This is a genomic window from Paenibacillus taiwanensis DSM 18679 (assembly GCF_000425125.1).
Classification (GTDB): domain Bacteria; phylum Bacillota; class Bacilli; order Paenibacillales; family Paenibacillaceae; genus Paenibacillus_B; species Paenibacillus_B taiwanensis.
Genome location: NZ_AULE01000023.1, coordinates 445,653 through 463,925 on the forward strand (window position 1 = coordinate 445,653; position 18,273 = coordinate 463,925).

Here is an 18,273-nt window from a genome sequence, read left to right on the forward strand (position 1 = left end):
AAAAATCGAAATTTGGCGACGCTTGTCCGTCACCGTAGCACATTTTGCGGCATACACTTGGTTATAGGGAGGTGGGCCGCATGATCGCAATGCTGTTATGGATTGTAGGATGCTACGGGGTGGCAGTAGCGACTGTTCATCTGATGCACCACTTGCACAATAAATTGCGCGGGGATAAGCCTGTGCCGTGGATGCATGTTATCGTGGCAACGCATAATGATGAGCGGCACATGGAGTGGATTGTTCGTGCCTACTGCTGGTTTGCCTGGTTAAAAGGGAGACGATTGCATCTCACGATGGTGGACAGCGGATCTATAGATGCGACAATCGATATTGTATGGCGGATCGCAAGACGTTATGATGTGACATGTGATATGATGAATGTGAGCAGTGTGAAGGAACAGATGGAAGTGGTCGCGCTGCTGGAGAAGAAGAGACAGGTGGAAGAACTGCAAGTAGTCCTGTATCTGAAGCGTAAGGAAGATTGGCGTAAAGTTCCCTTTATGGTGGGCAGCTCGTTATAAGACGTCGCTATGGAATTGGAGACGTCGCCGGAGAGGGAAATGACAGCGAATTCATTAAAGTGTATGAATTGAATAGAATGAAGATGTGAAGCACACATCGCTTTTGACTAGAAGTCGGAGCGGGTGTGCTTTTTTGTCGTGTCATGCAACTGTTGATATGTACGTTGTGTGTGGGAAATTATAGAAAAAAGTTAGTAAAGGACTATCTCGCGTCTTTTTAGAAGTAGTGAGTGCAGTTACAAAATTATTGTAGAGGAGTTGTGAGGAATGCAAGTACAGCTGTATTGGGTGAGAACAAATGAAGGGTGGCAGATGGGCTTCACACTAGATAGTTGGGTAGATGTTCAGTACTGGAGCATGGTTGCAAAATCAGCAATCGGGGGAGGAGACGCATACGATGAGGGATTAGGAAGGTGCGCTTATAAGATGACCATTATACATTTGGTCCTACCCCTTTCGATAGCGCTTCAGATGACACAACGGTTTGTATCGGAACATTGTATGGATGATTGGGAGGAACAGCAATGGAAGGCTTACGTCGCTCGTATGCTTTCTTCGTACTCGGAGTGGCTAGGGGGCGAAGAAGGTCGAGCGCAATGGAGCCTACAGCCGCTCCGTGTTGAGTTGATTCAAGACCTGAGAGTAAGGGATACCATCGTGGAATCTCATCATTGTGGCATGCGGTATGAGACGAGTGACGTGACAATATCAGGCTCAGTACAAAGCAGGGTTGCGGAAGGAACTGCCCGTTATGAACCGTGTAAGGACAGGCAGTCAACGGTGGGATGGAAGATGAGTGAACGATCGGAAATGAGATACATTCAAAAGATGTGTGCTCGCTTAGCTCCGTTAATTGAAGGCAGGGCGCTAATGGAGGCGGAAGTATTGTCTTTAATGAGGGCGAATGGATATGAAATAAACCTCGAGTTGCTGCGTTCTATATTACAGTTGGGCATGTTACAGGGGGAGATTGAGTTGACGAACGGCGTTGCGACAGGGGAGAGAACGAGTGGATGGATTCGTTTTAGCCAACAGGTCAAGCGTCTGGTAGGTCGCAGTTTGCCTGCAGTGAGATTGCTTGCCCACGGAAATATACGACAGGGACGAAGTGTGAAGCCCCGGGCATGTGAATCAGAAGCCCATTGCCGTCGATGTGGCAGCAGAAAGGAGAAACTGCAACTTTCTGCTTGTGCCAGTTGTGGTTCCTCTGCCTGTTATACTTGCTTAACTTGTTTAAACTTGGCGAGAAGCCGCTCGTGCTCCTTGTTAGTTCTCGGCGTAACGAAGCCTAAAATAGGAGAAGCCCGAATGGGGGTGCATCAGCAAGCGAGGGTACAGGGGATGACGGCCGATGAAATGGAGCTTCTTCTTGATCGGTATAGCTTGGCGACAGCGCAGAAGGAGGCGAGCAGGGCTGCACTTCGTTATTTGCGTAGTCGAGAAGGGAATACGGATTTAAGTAAGGGGGAGTTTTTGTTGTGGGCCGTCACAGGTGCTGGCAAGACGGAGATGTTGTTCCCGATGGCAGCCTATGCATTCGATAGGGGACAAAAGGTATGTATTGCAACGCCTAGACGAGACGTTGTGTTAGAGCTACAGCCAAGAATTAAGAAGGCGTTTCCGGGAGCACGTGTCGTTACGTTATATGGCGGAAGTGATGAGCGTTGGTCGAAAGGGGACATCACGTTGACGACGACGCATCAACTACTGCGCTTTTATCAATCGTTTGACTTGATGGTTGTGGATGAGTTGGATGCGTACCCCTATCATAACAATCCGATGCTTGAGCGTGCAGCACAGCGGGCTTGCGCGCCAAGCGGCACGTTTGTGTATTTGTCGGCTACGCCGCCTAAGGCGATGCAGCGCGCCGTGAAGCGGGGCCGACTCGCACAGGCGATTGTGCCTGTGCGGTATCATCGCCATCCGCTGCCGGTTCCCTCGCGGATGGCGATGCCAGGTGTAGCCCGCTGCATCGCACGCGGGCAGCTGCCACAGCACGTCGTGCTTACGCTGCGACGTGCTGTGGACAGGGGCGCGCAACTGTTTATATTTGTTGCGCGCATACGCCATATTGATGGCGTAGTGGATCTGCTGCGTGCTGTGTTCCCGCAGCAGCCTGTAGCAGGCACGTCCGCTGCTGACCCAGAGCGGACGGATAAAGTACGTCGCTTTCGGCAGGGAGAGATTCGTATCCTCGTTACGACGACAATTCTGGAACGTGGTGTAACTGTGCCGAAAAGCGACGTCTTTATTCTCGATGCGGATCATTCACTCTTCGATGAATCTTCCTTAGTCCAGATGGCAGGGCGGGCTGGACGATCAAAGGATGATCCGTGCGGTGTCGTCTGTTTTGGTGCACCGCAGTGGACCCGTTCGCAACGAGATGCTGTACGTCAAATTAGACGTATGAATCGAATTGCGCGTAATCGAGGTTATTTATGTGCAGCAACTTCATAAGAGTTGTATTAAGGGAAGGCCTGCACGATCACGTTTAAAGCAAGTTCACTTGCTGCATAGAGCTTGCTAGCAGGCTTGGAGGTGGAAATTTCTAAGTATGATGAGTGGATGGTACGAACGAATGAGTATACCTCGCAGAGGAGTGTGCCTAGTTTGTGGTCAGCAAGCAAGCGGTGGAAGCCAAAGCCCTTACCGAGATGGGACAAGTACACTGAAATGGCGGGAGCAGCTGTGCCGGAATTGTTACTTAACGATCCCGCTCATCCAGGAGATGGGGTGTGTAAGCTGTGGCCGGAGTATTCGTTGTTCAGACTGTCTTCGTCGGCCGCTTGCGCCATACGGACTTGCGTGCAATCGCAGCGTTGTACACTATAACGAGCAGATGAAGGATTGGTTAACTCAATTCAAGTTTAAAGGTCATATGGGTTATGCTCACGTAATGGCAGGGATGATGCTCGATCAATATCAGCCATTAATGCGTGCAGCAGGAGTACAGCTTCATGCGCAGCAAAGACAACAACGAACGTGGTGGAGTATAGTCGGGGCATGGTTGAACCAACATCATGGAAGCTCATGGCCAGATTGGATTACGTTTGTCCCCACATCACAACGGCGTCTTCAAGAGCGCGGGTTCAATCAGGCAGAGGTGCTGGCGTCTAGTCTGGCAACAACTTGGCGTCGCCCCCTTATAAGTTGTCTTGTTCGGATAACCGATTATGGTCATCAAAGCAAGCAGTCACGTGCGGGTCGAGAACGAAGTTTGGATCATACCTATCGTTGGGATGAGCGTGCTGCCGAGCAGCTTAAATTGTGTCACGTTAATGAGCGGAATCAGCCGATTCACATTTTGCTAGTTGATGATGTATATACGACTGGAAATACGCTTCGAGCGTGCGCATACGCGATTCAAAGGGGGATGAAGTTAAGTGAGACTAAGGCAATTATAACCAGTTATACGTGGGCACGTGCTTAGCATCCGGTAGAGGAAATGGCAAGCCTAAAGAGATGATCAACAAATTTCATGATTCCCTCTCGTTTTCTGTCAAATGTTGCGCTATGATGTAGCTATATGACAGTGGGAGGGTATCGTATGGAGTTAAGTAATTGCTACCGCTGCGGAAAGCTGTTCGCCAAGGCATATCGTAATATCTGCCAAGATTGCGCAAGAGATATAGAAGCGGAATACACTCGCTGTGCTGATTATTTACGCCAGAATCGGCAAGCGACCGTGATAGAATTATCCGATGAGACAGGTGTGAGCACACGCCAGATCACACAGTTTATTCGTGAGGGCCGTATTTCGGTAGCGAACATGCCGAATCTGGCTTATCCGTGTGAGGTGTGCGGTGAATTTATTCGTGATGGACATATGTGCGAGAATTGCAGACGTCGCTTGATGAATGATTTGGAGCGGGCAAAGCAAGACAACAGCAATGCAAATGCAGCATCGGATAAGCACAGTACAGGGACTTACCGAATTTCAGAAAATTAAGTAAAAAACTTTAAATTGTCAAGTCATTTCTTTTGCCGAAAACTAAATAATTGTTACATATCAGCCGATAATCTTAGTAAAGGTTATCGGCTTTATGTTGTTCTTTAAGGGCAATATACCTTTGCAGATATCTTTTGTTGTGCAGGTTTGGATATTGCTTATGCATGGAGACATACTGTTATGATAAGCTTTCATATAGAGACGTTTATGTTGACAAGCTTCTAAATAACAGCCACAACTTTTGAGATACAAGCCACAATATTCACTGAACACAACATTATCCACCATACACAATCAACTAACTTTTAAAACTACCCGTATAGAGAGCTTGTTACATTTGGAATGAGGTGAACACTGATGAAGATTAATGATACGCAACGAATTGGGGCAGCGCAGCAATATCAGCGCCAGCAGGCGATGCAACGCTCCGCCAAAGCACAGACACGTAAGGACGAGGTTTCCATTTCTACGGAAGCGCAGCAGATGTTAAACGCACAAAATCGTGTTCAGGATTCGAATCGCGCTGACCGAATTCAGGAGCTGAAGCAGGCAGTATCAACAGGAACATACCACGTTGAAGCGGACAAGATTGCCGAGAAGCTCCTTCCGTTATTCCGTGAGGATAAGAAGTAAGAAGGTGAGCGAGAATGAGTATTACACGTGTTATTGCAGCGTTGGATCAGTTAAGTGCCCTTCATGAACAGTTACTAGAAATAGCAGAAGAGAAGAAAGGGGTTCTTATTCGCAACGAGGTTGATGCCTTGGCTGCCCTGACGAATAAAGAATCTCGGATTATTAAGCTAGTGAACGAGGCTGATGAAGAACGGAATCAAGCTGCCCAGTTATTTTTAAAAGAAAAGGGTATTCGCTCCACGCTTCAGCTCACGGTTACCGAACTGTCCAGACTTGTGTTTAATCATGAGGAACGCGCTGAACTACATGAAGCTCAGCTTCGATTGACGAAAGTATTAGAAGCTCTAAAAGTTCAGAACCGGAACATTCAAGATTTGCTGGAGCAATCGCTTAATTTTGTTGATTATTCTTTGAACTTGCTAACCAGCCGACCGGAAGACGAATCAATTTATCAGCATCCTAGTCTCGGGCATAACAAATCTTCAAGAAGTATGTTCGACACTAGAGCTTAACCAAGTTTATAACAGAGAGGAACGAGCCTGATGCGTTCTACATTTCATACTTTGGAAATAGGCAAGCGAGGAATTGTAGCTCAACAGCTTTCTATTGCGACTACAGGACACAACATTACAAACGCAAATACACCAGGTTATTCGAGACAAGTAGCCAGACTTGTTGCGGCTCGTCCGATTGATTATCCAGGAATCCACAACAATTCCAAACTTCCGAACCAGATGGGGATGGGGGTTGAGGTTGAGAGTATTACGCGTATTCGTGATTATTTGATGGATATTGAATATCGTAATCAGAATACCGTTCAATCTACTTGGAAAGTACAACAAGAAACACTCGGTAATATTGAAGGGATCTTTAACGAGCCGTCAGAGAACAGCTTAGCAACAAGTATATCTGAGTTCTGGAACTCATGGCAGCTTTTAAGTAAGAATCCAGGCAATTCTGACCTATCCTCTCGTACTGTCGTACAGCAGAAGGCGATTGCTTTGACGGAGACGTTTGGCCATATCTCCAGCCAGCTTAAAGTGTTGGACAGCAACTTGACAGAACGTATCAATGTTAAGATTTCTGAGGGAAATAATTATGTAGGACAAATATCGGAATTAACGCAAATGATAAAGCGTATTGAAGGGCTTGGCGACAATGCCAATGACCTTCGTGATAAGCGCGATTTGCTAGTGGATCAATTGTCCGGCCTAGGTAATGTGCAGGTTTTCGAAACGGATACAGATTATCAAGTCACATTTGGCGGTACGATGGTTGTCGATAATATGGATTCCACTAACATTACACTTGGTGATGTTGGTGCTCTGACAAATGGCGAAATTAAAGGGTATATCGATTCGCGTGATGTTCATGTTGCCAACTATCGTCAACAATTAAATGTCATCGCTAATACGATTGCGAACGGACCGGTTGAAGTGACTCTTCCAGCCGGAACCATACTTCCGCCAGGCGTGTCGATTCCTAACGCTGTAGTTGACCCTGCCAATTCGCGCAAGCTGCTGAATGACACCAAGTATACTGTGAATGGTCTAAATGGCTTACATAAGCTTGGTTATAACTTACAGGAGCCTGCTCAATCGGGTCTCGATTTCTTTGTGGCATCTGATGGAAGTGGAACCATTACCGCAGAAAACATTCGTATTAATCAAGTAATTAAAGATGATGTTAAAAATATCGGCGCCTCGATGCGTACAGAGTCTAAAACACTTCCGAATGGCACAACAACGGAAGTTGCTCTGCAAGGTAACGGAGACATGGCGTTGTTGATAGCAAGCTTAAATGAGAAGGTGTACAGCTTTACGCAGCCGGGTTCCATTACAAACTCCGCTACTATTGGCGGTTATTTGCAATCTGTAGTCGCTAACTTGGGGACTGATGCGGACCATGCAACCAAAATGCTCGAGAACAGTACGCTGCTGACTAGCCATGCTGATAACCTTCGCCAATCGGTCAGCAGTGTTTCTTTGGATGAGGAAATGTCGAACTTGATCAAGTTCCAGCAGTCATATAGTGCATCTGCTCGTATCGTAACAACTATTGATGAAATGTTGGATAAGCTCATTAACGGCACAGGTGTCGTAGGAAGATAGGGGGTAAATAATTAATGCGTATTACACAATCCATGATGGGTAAGTCCATGATGACGAATCTTCAGACCAACTATAAGCGTCTTGACAAATATCAGGAGCAGCTTATGACAAACCGACGCTTGAACCGCCCTTCTGATGACCCTGTGGGTGTAGCAAGTGCGCTTCATTATCGAGCTGAGATCAGCTCGACTACACAGTTTGCGGATAATGTTCAGGATGCAGATTCATTTATGAAGTTTACGGACTCTGTTATTAATGAGGCTACGCAAGCCATCCAGAAGCTTTCTGAGTTAGCGGTTCAAGGTGGTACAGATACGGTTCCTGATGATGCCCGTGAGAACATTGCCAGAGAAACAGAACAATTGTATAAACATTTGGTTTCATTAGGAAATTCGCAGTTTAAAGGGAAGTATATTTTTAACGGCCAACGAATCAACCAACAACCTTATCCGGATGACCCTGCTAATCAGGCGTACAGTTTAGATACAGGGGTTGTACAGTATCAGGTTGGAGCTGGAATTTATGTTGATGTTAATACATTGGGAGACAAAGTGTTTGGTGCTCAAGGAGCCGATAGCGTTTTTGCTATTGTAGACAATATGAGGAAGGGCTTAGTAAATGACAATACCTCGGATATTGCAGCATCGATTCCCAAACTTCAAGGTATCCTTGAAAAATTAACCTTGGCCCAGGCTGAGGTCGGTGCAAAGCAGAATCGATTGGAATTTACAACAAGTCGATTAGATGATCTAAATTTGAACTACATTGACCTTCAGTCCAAGACGGAAGATATTGATATGCCGAAAACGATTACGGAGCTAAAAACAGCGGAAAGCATTTTCCAAGCTTCGTTAGATACAATTGCACGTATTTCACGTCCGAGTTTGCTTGACTTTTTAAGATAGGGTGATGATGTTGGATGAACATACCCCGTATACAAATTAATCAGCAATTCTCTAAAATAGGCATAGAAAGTGATAAGGGACAACTTAGCATCCAAACTCCTATTCCCAAATTGGAAGTATCGCAGGAGCATGTTTCGGTTAAAATGCATCATAGTGATGGGCAGTTGGAAATCGATTCGAGAAAAGCATGGTCTGCATTAGGCCGAGCAAGATTTGAAGAAGTTACCGACCGAATAGCTCAAGACTCGTTGCAAATTTCCATGCAGAACATTGCTAATATTTCGAGTGAGGGCGATCGAATGATGGCTTTTCATACTAAGCAGAATGCTTTTGCTGAAATAGCCAGAGAGAAGATGTTTCAGGAGTTTCCTATTGAAATTGCAGGGCCGCCTAGCTACGATAATGTAGACGTGACCTATACAGCTGGTGTATTAACTACGGAATGGAACTTGGGTGGAGTTAAATTTGATTTTGAGAGAACTAAGCCGCAGATTGATTATTATCCAGGTAAAGTAAATCCGTACTTAGTTCAGAAGAACTATATTTTCTTCTCCAGCAATGGTCAACAATTAGATGCAGTGGTTTAATAATAGTAGCTATATAGAACGGATTATGTTCTTTATAGCTATTTTATTTTGGAGGGATTGTTTATGGTAGCGATACGTTCTACACGTCTAGGTGATCTTGAAGTTGATGATGCTAATATTGTCTATTTTGATGAGGGTATATTAGGGTTTTCAGAATTCAAACAATATGCGTGGTTATCTTCAAATGCTTCTGACTCTGCTATTGAATTACTTCAATCCAAGGATGAAAAAAATTTAACATTTATTATTACTGACCCGTTCTTATTTGAAATGAACTATTCTTTTGACCTCAGTGAGGAATGGAAACAGAAACTTGAAATTTCGCAACTTGAACAAGCTGCTGTACGTGTAATTGTAACTGCTAGGGATGACAATTTTACAACCATTAATTTAAAGGCACCGATCATTGTAAACAGAGAGACAAAACAGGCAGCACAAGTAGTTCTAGACGGCCCTGAATACCCATTGCAGCATCCAATTGGGGGGGGACAATAATGCTAGTGCTAACACGCTCCAAAGGGCAGAAAATAATGATTGGACAGGATATTGTCCTTACTGTTGTAGAGGTAAATGGGGATCAAGTTAGAATTGGAATTGAGGCTCCCTCTAATGTCTCAGTCTACCGTGAGGAGATATTTAACAGTATAAAAGAGCAGAATGAAATTGCAGCTAAATCTAATATATCCGAAGATCAATTGAATAGGATTAATTCCTTGTTACAGCGAAAAAAATAAACATATTTCAAAAAAAATGAAAGTTGCTATAAACTTAGGACGAGTCTAACCGATATATTAATTAGTAGGTCAAACGTAACGATTCTGTCGGCCGAAGAATCTAACGAGACCAACGGTGTAAGCAAGGAAGCGAACACCATAACACGATTCCAGGGAGGAACTATATCATGCGTATTAATCACAACATCAGCTCTTACAATGCTCATCGTCAATTGACTACAAACAACTTCCAACAATCCAAATCTTTGGAGAAATTGTCTTCTGGTTACCGTATTAACCGTGCGGCTGACGATGCTGCTGGTCTTGCTATTTCCGAAAAAATGCGTAACCAAATCCGTGGTTTGGAGCAAGCTTCCAAAAATGCTTTGGATGGTATCTCTTTGATCCAAACAGCTGAAGGCGCATTGAACGAAACTCATGCTATGCTTCAACGTATGTCTGAATTGATGGTTCAAGGTGCTAACGAAGTATTGACAACTACAGATGCAGCTAAGATCGACTCTGAGGTTACTCAACTTCGTTCCCAAATCGACGACATCGCTAAGCAAACACAATTTAACACTAAAAAATTGTTGAATGCAGCTTCTACAGTTGTATTCCAAGTAGGCGCAAACGCTGGTGAAACAATTTCCTTGTCCTTGAAAAAAGCAGATTCCGCTGCTCTTTCCATCGATGCTACTACAGTAACAGCATTGGCTAGTGCAACTAACTTGAATACTACAGCTGCATCTAACTTGACAGCTATTCAAGGCGCGATCAATACTGTTTCTGGTATTCGTTCTGACTTGGGTGCGGTACAAAACCGTCTTGAGCACACTATCAACAACTTGGGTACAACTGCTGAGAACTTGCAAGCAGCTGAATCCCGTGTTCGTGATGTTGATATGGCTAAAGAAATGTCCGAGTTCACGAAGAATAACATTCTTCAACAAGCTGCTACAGCTATGCTGGCGCAAGCTAACCAACAACCTCAAGGAGTACTGCAATTGCTCCGTTAATGCAGGCTCAAGGCCGGCCGGAAATCGGGCCGGCCTTTTTTAATAGGATAGAAAGTGAAGGCAGCACCTATTAAACAAAAGAGGGATGTAGGTATGAGGATCGAACAACGACCAGTCGATATTTTCCCTACTCCAATAACATTACAAGACATCGCATCGTGCAGTATGGAATTTGCGGGAAAAAACACGGGGCAAACTTATAATGCTGGAAAGCACTCTCTATCAGAATTGGTGGAGAAATGCAACAAAGCCTTAAGTGAAAACGAAACGCACATTCAAGTGAAGATTCATGATAAAACAAATACAATCATGGTTATGGTTGTTCGAAATGATACTGAGGAAGTAATTAGAGAGATACCAAGTGAAAAAATGCTGGATATGATGTACAACATCTGTATTCGAACGGGTGTTTTTTTTGATGAGAAGATGTAGAGGAGGGAGATCATAAATGCCGGGTGTAGGCGGACCTATTCGACTAAGCGGGTTGTCGTCCAATATGGACATTGATAAGCTAGTTAGTGATCTGATGAGAGCAGAACGACAACCTTTAGATAAACTTCATCGTCAGAAACAATCTGTTGTTTGGCAGCGTGAGGATTATCGATCAGCGAATACAGCATTTCTTAATTTCCGGTTGGCAGCTGATGAGATTCGTTTTGAAAAAACATTCAATAAAACTACAGCTACCTCTTCCGATGATAAGGTGGCAAGTATTTCAATAAGTAATAGTAGCTTGTCAAGTTCTTTCCAAGTCAAGGTGGATAAAGTAGCAACCAGCGCTACAGTAATAGGTACAGCCATAACTGCTGACGCTGCTAAACCATTAAATGAAACCGGTACGATTCGCATTAATGGTGTGGATATTAATGTGACAGCGGACGAAAAAATCGATTCGATTGTCAAGAACATCAATGCTCAATCTTCCAAAACGGGAGTACAGGCCTCTTTTGATACCAATTCGAACCGTTTAATGTTAATGACAAAGGAAACGGGTACAAATTCTAAAATTGAGTTGTCCCTTCCGAGTAATTTACAGAATGCATTAAAGCTTAATCCTACTACGGTGAGTGGCACAGACTCAGAATATAGTGTAAATCAAGGGCCTGTTATCACTTCGGGAAGCAATTCAATTAACGTAAACGGGGTTCAACTTCAATTAAAAAATGTTGGACAAACTTCGATTGGAGTAGAGTCGGATACTTCAGGATTGGTTGACAAAATCAAAAACTTTGTCAACAAATACAACGAGATGGTTGATAAGATATCCAGCTCAGTTACTACAAAACGGAATCGCGATTATAAACCATTAACTGACGAAGAAAAAGCATCTATGTCTGAGAAACAAGTCGAGATGTGGGAAAATAAGGCAAGACAAGGCATCTTGTTTAGCGACCCGATGCTCCGCGGTGCGTTGCAATCTTTACGCAGTGCCATGAGTACTCCACTCGATGGAGTGGGTAAAGACGATTTGAAAATGTTATCTCAGATTGGGATTAAAGCATCATCGGATTATAGAAATAACGGTAAGCTGGAGATAGACGAGAAGAAGCTGACCGACGCTATTAACAATCGATTTGATGAAGTGAAACAATTGTTCTTAAAAACGTCAACGACAAAACCTGATACACCTGAGGGAATCAAGCAGCGTCGAGCTGAATTGGGGATAGGCGACAGGCTGTATGAAGAAGTTGACGCTATTATGAAGAAGGTTACTAAAAAAATGGGTTCCGCAACGTCGCTAGAATCGATGGACGAAAGTATGATTGGTAAACAACTAAAAGTCATTAATGACCAAGAAAAAAGTTGGTCGAGAAGGTTACAAGATATTGAAACACGGTACTACAAAAAATTTACTGCTATGGAAAAAGCAATGCAGAAATTAAATAGTCAAGGTTCTTGGCTAGCACAACAGCTAGGGCAATAATATTTTACAAGAATAGTGACTGATGGAGAGAGGTTAACGATGCAGAACGCGAGACAACAGCAATATTTGAAAGTTCAAGTTGAGACAGCTAGCCCTGGTGAATTGACATTATTACTTTATCAGGAGATGGTCAAATCATTGCTTCGAGCCAAGCAGTTATATTCTCAACATCAGTATGTAGATATGAACAGTAACTTGCACAAGGTACGTTCTATTCTCAATGAACTGATAGTGACGCTTAATACAGACTATGATATCGCTAAGGATTTATATCAGTTGTACATGTTCTATAGTCAGCATATTGCTCAATTTATTGTAAAGAGGGATGAGCAATTACTTGATGAAGTATTGGAATTTGCTAAGGGCATGGTAGAAACATGGAAACAGGCGCTTCTGCAATTGAAGACAGGTGGGAATTGATGTGACATATCATGAGGAGAACCCATCTGTTATCATAAGTTCGCTTGTTGAGGTATACCAAGTCATATTGCAAGATTTTCAATTTGAACGTTATGAACAGTATGAATCTGAACTAGACTCTCTGTATAGCAAATTAGCACAGTGTAATTTGCCTGAAGCAGCTAGATCTGAGCTTATGATAGTCAAAGAGCTTCACGATCAGCTTGTAGATCACATTCTTGTAGAAAAAAACGATTTAAACAGAGATCTAATTAAAATAGAGACGGGAAAGAAAGCTTCAAATCCTTATATGAAATTTAATGCTCCATCGAATGCTTTCTTTTTTGATCAAAAACAGTAATGGGGAGGCTTACTTATGAGGAAGTTCATGCCAAAGTGGCTGAATCTCTTGGTAATTACAATGCTTGTTGTCCTGAACTTGCCATTAACAGCGGCAGCAAGTGAGGTCCCTTCGGGCCAAATCGTAAACGTAACGAAATCTGTAAATCCTCAAAGTATTCTAGAGGGTGAAGAGTCTGAGGTTACTCTTAACGTACAAGGATCTAATCCAGTCAATTATGTAAAGCCAAATGATATTATACTAATTATTGACCGTTCAGGAAGTATGGCTCCATCTTCAAGTAATAATAATGAGGATAAAATATCCAATGCAAAATCTGCTGCTAAAGGCTTTATTAATTCGGTAGATTTTTCAAAGCATCAGATTGGTATTGTTGATTTCAGTACTACGATCAGTTCTAAGCCGATGTCCACGAATGCGACAGAGTTGACGAACTATGTAAACCAAATCAGTGCAACTGGTGGTACGGCAACAGCTACTGCAATAGAAAGTGCAAGAGGTTTGTTGCAAAACCATCGACCGGATGCACAGCCTGTTATTATCTTGCTTACAGATGGTCAAGCTACGCATCCTCAACCTGAAGAGAACGCACGTAAGTTGGCAGTGGAACAAGCTAAGCTTGCTAAGCAAGAAGGGATTGTATTTTATACTGTAGCTCTTCTTTTGCCAACCGAGAACCCAACTTCAAGTGCACCTAACCTATTACTTAAAGAAATGGCGACTACGGCTCAACACCATCACTTTGTATTAGGTTCTAATGGTCTGAAGGAAATTTATGAGGCAATTGTTAAAGAAATTGGATTAGCAAGTGCTTACGATGTCACAGTTACAGATTCTATCGCTCCCGAATTCGAGGTAGTTCCGGGGTCGTACGAGAACAACATTCCACAACCAACGTTAAATGGAAACAAGTTGGAATGGAAATTTTTGGAATTAAAAAACGAGGTTTTGACCTTTAAATACAAGATTCGTCACGTTAAAGGGTCTAAGGTTGGAGAATTGCCTGTAGGTAACGAGGCGATTAAGGTTAACTATAAAGATTATTTGGGTATTCGACAAGCATTTGAAGTTGTACAACCTACCATTAAAGTAGCGTATCCAGCACCTGTCATTACTTCCGTTATTAAGAATAATGGTGATGTTGCGGGAGGAGAGAATGTTGAGATAAACGGTAAATTCTTCCGGACTCAGCCTAGCGTGCTATTTGGGAATAAGCCCGCACTCTCTGTTAATTATGTAAGTCCTGAGAAGTTGATTGTAGTAGCACCTCCAGGTGCACCAGGTGAAATTTCATTAGTTGTAACAAATGATGATGGACAACAAGCTAAAGCATCATATCTTTACCATGCACAGCCTGTAATTACATCCGTTACTCCAACACAAGGACCGATTGAAGGAGGAAATGAGGTAGTTATTAAAGGTGACTACTTCATGGATGGAGCTGTAATTAAGTTCGGTGAAAATGCTGCGACTGTTAAGTCTATCACAGCTAAAGAAATTAAGGTAACAGCTCCAGTAGGTAAAAATAGCGGTGCAGTTGCTGTCAGTGTCACAAATCCAGATGGTAAGACTACAAGTATGGCAGATGCATATACGTACATTGAAGGTCCTAAGATTGCATCCATTACCCCAGCTGTAGGTTCGACTTTGGGGGGAGACCAAGTTAAAATAACGGGATCTCATTTCGAGCCGACAACAAAAGTGTTCTTCAAAAACAAAGAAGTGACTGTAGAGTATGTATCATCAGCTGAGCTTCGTCTAGTTACTCCGGTTTGGACGGCTGCAGAGGTTGTTGATGTTAAAGTAGTAAACTCCAACCTGCTTGAGTATGTAGCAGTCAAAGGATTTACTTATGAGAATCCAGCTCCAGCTATCGAGTCTGTGACTCCAGTGGAGGGTCCAATCGAAGGCGGAACGTTGGTCACCGTTAAAGGAAAATACTTCAAAGATGGCGCGAAGCTTTATTTTGAAGATAAGTTAATTTCCGTAGTAACAGTTGTGGACTCTACTACGATTCGTTTTAGAACCCCTGCTTGGACTACTGACAGCTCAGTAAGCTTGAAAGTTGTAAATCCTGATAGCAAAGAGGCTGTTCAGCAAAATGCTTTCAAATATTTGAAAGCACCTGCTCCAGAGTTGTTAACAATTACACCTGATAAGGGTTCTACACTTGGGGCAGAAGTGGTTACACTAACAGGTAAAAACTTTGCTACTGGATTAAAGGTAATGTTTAATAGTACGAATGTAACTGTATCGTCCGTTACCGCAGATACTATTAAAATCAAAACACCAAAATGGGCAGCAGAAGAAACTGTTGATGTGACGGTATTGAGTGCTGATGGTCAAACTAGCACCCTAAAACAAGCATATACATTTATTGCACCACCACCACCTCCAGGACCTAAGGTTGTTAGTATTGAACCCGCTTCTGGCCCTGTGGCTGGTGGAAACTTAGTGTATATTAACGGAGAAAATTTCAAAGAAGGCTTTAAGCTCTATTTGGGAACGCAACAAGTTACCGTTACTGCATATTTAAGTGATAAACAAATCAGAGTTAGGGTTCCAGCTACGGCTAAACCGGGAAAAGTGGATGTCAAGTTTGTCAACCCAGATGGACAATCTGTAGTGGTTGATCAAGGTTATGAGTTCCTAGCACCACCAGCACCTACCGTAAATCAAGTATCACCTGACAATGGTTTAATATCGGGTGGAAACGTAGTGACAGTTAAAGGAACCAATTTCTTAAGTACTTCTAAGTTATTCATTAACGATACAGCAGTTACATTCACATTTGTGTCAAATACGGAATTACGCTATAAGGCTCCTGCTTGGGGAAAAGCTGAAAGTGTTAGTATTTCCGTAGCGGATGCGTTCGATCAAGTAGGGAAACTTGACAATGCCTATACGTATAAAGAGCCTGAGAAAGATCCAGCTCCAACCATTTCTGACATTACACCTAATGAAGGATTGATTGCGGGTGGTCAAATCACTTTCGTAAATGGTAAAGGATTTAAAGATACTTCGAAAGTGTTTGTAGGAGATAAAGAAGCTACAACTGTATTTATAAGCACGGAGCAGCTCAAGGTTCGCATGCCGAACTGGCCGCAAGCAGAGAAAGTTGATATAAAAGTCAAAAACCCGGACGATCAGTGGGGTGAGTTGCCTCAAGCATTCTCTTACATTACACCACCACCACCACCAAAACCTGAAGTCACTTCCGTATCACCTGATAAGGGATTGATGGCTGGAGGTCAAGTGGCCACCGTAAATGGTGCTAAGTTTGTAGATGGTGCAGTCGTATCAATGGGTGGGAAATCAGTAACAACTGTATTCCTTAGCGATTCTCAACTGCGTATTCGTACATTGGCGTGGCCTACTCCTGGAAGTGTGGATGTCACTGTAACTAATCCAGATGGACAGTCTGCTACATTGACAGCTGGCTTCACATATGAGCTTCCACCAGCACCAACAGTAGCATCTATAACACCTGATTCTAGTGTGTTTAATGAATCTATCGTTATTGTTATTAAAGGTGAGAACTTTGATGCTGGAACAATTGCATTCTTTAATGATGTAGCTGCAACAACAACCTTTATCGATAGTACTCAACTAAAAGTTAGAACTCCGAAGTGGGCGAAACCTGAAAGTGTTGAGTTGAAACTGGTTGCTGGTAGTGGACAAGTGGTATCCTTACCTAATGGATTTACCTTTAAGCCTGTTCCACCTAAGCCGGCTCCTGTCATTGCAGAATTAACAGCGACAAGCGGATCGGCATCTGGAGGACATATTTTCTACATTAATGGATCTAATTACGTGAGCGGTGCAGTAGTGTACTTTGGAGGAGTAAAGGCAATTACTGTGTATGTGAGTCCAACACAGTTAAAAGTTAGAACTCCGGCTTCACCTGTTAAAGGACCTGTTGATGTTAAAGTAGTTAATCCAGACGGTCAGGAAGGAATCGTTGCTGGAGGATATACTTTCTCCTAATATGCGAGGAATGGATACGGTGTCTAGTGTACTAGGCGCCGTATCTTTTATAAGAAGGACGTGGATCATGAAATCATTAATTTCTGCTTGTATGATTGTGAAAAATGAAGAGAATTTTATAAAAAAAAGTATTCAGTCTCTTCTCCCATATGTGGAAGAAATTGTTGTAGTGGATACAGGTTCAACGGATGCCACCACTTCGATCGCTTTGGAGTTAGGTGCCCATATAACATCAATACTGTGGGAAGATGATTTTAGTGCAGCTCGAAATGCTGCTATTAAACAAGCGAGCAGACCGATTATTTTCATGATCGATGCTGATGAAGAATTAAATGAGCACACAATTGGAGCCCTTTACGACACTGCAAGCCTTTTACATCGTGATAAAAATCTAACTGCACGGGTGAAAGTAAGGAATTATACAGAAAATAATAGTATTTCAATCAGTTATATTACCAGGATGTTTCCCAATACAGGTATGTTTAAATACGCGGGACGTATACACGAGCAGCTTTATGAAGAGAGTTCTACCCCGAGAAGTGTAGAATCAAATATTGAATTGATTCACCATGGCTATCTGCCAGAAGTTATTGCGGATAAACAAAAGGTGAATAGAAACATAAATTTACTTAGAAGAGAAGCCTCCATACATGAGGATAATCCATACATTTTATATCAATTAGGTAAAACCTATACTATACAAAAAGAGTACGATAGCGCAGAACGCTATCTACAACAGGCTTATCAACTCGCTTTGTTGCAAGAACACTATTGTTTGCCTAACATTATTCACTCATTATGCCATACGTTACTTCACTTGAAGAGATATAAAGAATTTGTATCAATGGTTGATACTGGTATTGCTTTATATATGGATTTTACCGACCTATACTTTATGAAGGGACGGGCAATAGTAGATAATTTGGATCTGGCTCAGTTAGCCTTGGTCCCAATTTTGTTTGAGAAATGCGTAGCTATGGGTGAGGTTGTAAATACACAGTATGAGACCCATGAAGGTGTAGGTACATTTAAGGCTTTATATAATCTGGGTGTGTACTACGAACTTATTGGACAGAAGGATCAAGCATCTGTTTACTATAAACGAAGCTTAGATTATGGTTTTAAACCAGCGATGGAAAGATTGCATTCTTCAGGCTAAAC

18 protein-coding genes are annotated in these 18,273 nt (G+C 42.8%); all 18 read left to right on the top strand.

Features of this window, described 5'->3' with window-relative positions:
* Positions 1-80: 80 nt before the first annotated feature.
* Positions 81-524, top strand: coding sequence for a hypothetical protein (locus H509_RS0104115; RefSeq protein WP_028543952.1), 444 nt, complete (start codon positions 81-83; stop codon positions 522-524).
* Positions 525-791: 267 nt separating this feature from the next.
* Positions 792-2,981: an ATP-dependent helicase ComFA gene (locus H509_RS0104120; RefSeq protein WP_028543953.1), complete on the top strand. Its 2,190-nt coding sequence runs from the start codon at positions 792-794 to the stop codon at positions 2,979-2,981.
* A 97-nt stretch (positions 2,982-3,078) separates the two neighbouring features.
* Positions 3,079-3,954, top strand: coding sequence for a ComF family protein (locus H509_RS0104125; RefSeq protein ID WP_028543954.1), 876 nt, complete (start codon positions 3,079-3,081; stop codon positions 3,952-3,954).
* A gap of 117 nt (positions 3,955-4,071) precedes the next feature.
* Positions 4,072-4,473, top strand: coding sequence for a TIGR03826 family flagellar region protein (locus H509_RS0104130; protein WP_028543955.1), 402 nt, complete (start codon positions 4,072-4,074; stop codon positions 4,471-4,473).
* Between the two features lie 357 nt (positions 4,474-4,830).
* On the top strand, positions 4,831-5,106 hold the full coding sequence (flgM, locus tag H509_RS0104135) for a flagellar biosynthesis anti-sigma factor FlgM (protein WP_028543956.1): 276 nt from the start codon (positions 4,831-4,833) through the stop codon (positions 5,104-5,106).
* Between the two features lie 14 nt (positions 5,107-5,120).
* Entirely contained in the window at positions 5,121-5,618 is a 498-nt protein-coding gene (locus H509_RS0104140; protein WP_028543957.1) for a flagellar protein FlgN, read from the top strand.
* Between the two features lie 30 nt (positions 5,619-5,648).
* Positions 5,649-7,217: a flagellar hook-associated protein FlgK gene (flgK, locus tag H509_RS0104145; RefSeq protein WP_028543958.1), complete on the top strand. Its 1,569-nt coding sequence runs from the start codon at positions 5,649-5,651 to the stop codon at positions 7,215-7,217.
* A 14-nt stretch (positions 7,218-7,231) separates the two neighbouring features.
* Positions 7,232-8,122, top strand: coding sequence for a flagellar hook-associated protein FlgL (gene flgL, locus H509_RS0104150; protein WP_028543959.1), 891 nt, complete (start codon positions 7,232-7,234; stop codon positions 8,120-8,122).
* 14 nt (positions 8,123-8,136) lie between these two features.
* Positions 8,137-8,709, top strand: a complete 573-nt coding sequence (locus tag H509_RS0104155; RefSeq protein WP_028543960.1) for a DUF6470 family protein — start codon at positions 8,137-8,139, stop codon at positions 8,707-8,709.
* A gap of 63 nt (positions 8,710-8,772) precedes the next feature.
* Complete coding sequence (gene fliW, locus H509_RS0104160) at positions 8,773-9,204, top strand: flagellar assembly protein FliW (RefSeq protein ID WP_036696050.1); 432 nt, start codon at positions 8,773-8,775, stop codon at positions 9,202-9,204.
* A complete protein-coding gene (gene csrA / locus H509_RS0104165; protein WP_028543962.1) occupies positions 9,204-9,443 on the top strand; it encodes a carbon storage regulator CsrA in 240 nt (79 codons plus the stop codon). The genes fliW and csrA overlap by 1 nt, the downstream gene beginning before the upstream one ends.
* Positions 9,444-9,610: 167 nt before the next feature.
* Positions 9,611-10,441 carry a flagellin N-terminal helical domain-containing protein gene (locus H509_RS0104170; RefSeq protein ID WP_028543963.1) on the top strand — a complete coding sequence of 277 codons (831 nt, stop codon included), beginning with the start codon at positions 9,611-9,613 and terminating at the stop codon, positions 10,439-10,441.
* A gap of 93 nt (positions 10,442-10,534) precedes the next feature.
* Complete coding sequence (locus H509_RS26635) at positions 10,535-10,873, top strand: flagellar protein FlaG (RefSeq protein WP_051286800.1); 339 nt, start codon at positions 10,535-10,537, stop codon at positions 10,871-10,873.
* Between the two features lie 16 nt (positions 10,874-10,889).
* A complete protein-coding gene (gene fliD, locus H509_RS0104180; protein ID WP_028543964.1) occupies positions 10,890-12,365 on the top strand; it encodes a flagellar filament capping protein FliD in 1,476 nt (491 codons plus the stop codon).
* 39 nt (positions 12,366-12,404) lie between these two features.
* Entirely contained in the window at positions 12,405-12,785 is a 381-nt protein-coding gene (gene fliS, locus H509_RS0104185; RefSeq protein ID WP_028543965.1) for a flagellar export chaperone FliS, read from the top strand.
* 1 nt (position 12,786) lies between these two features.
* Positions 12,787-13,125 carry a hypothetical protein gene (locus H509_RS0104190; protein ID WP_028543966.1) on the top strand — a complete coding sequence of 113 codons (339 nt, stop codon included), beginning with the start codon at positions 12,787-12,789 and terminating at the stop codon, positions 13,123-13,125.
* Between the two features lie 15 nt (positions 13,126-13,140).
* Positions 13,141-17,112 (top strand): IPT/TIG domain-containing protein, encoded by a 3,972-nt coding sequence (locus H509_RS0104195; RefSeq protein WP_028543967.1) that lies wholly within the window; start codon positions 13,141-13,143, stop codon positions 17,110-17,112.
* A 67-nt stretch (positions 17,113-17,179) separates the two neighbouring features.
* Positions 17,180-18,271, top strand: a complete 1,092-nt coding sequence (locus H509_RS0104200) for a glycosyltransferase family 2 protein (RefSeq protein ID WP_028543968.1) — start codon at positions 17,180-17,182, stop codon at positions 18,269-18,271.
* Positions 18,272-18,273 lie beyond the last annotated feature (2 nt).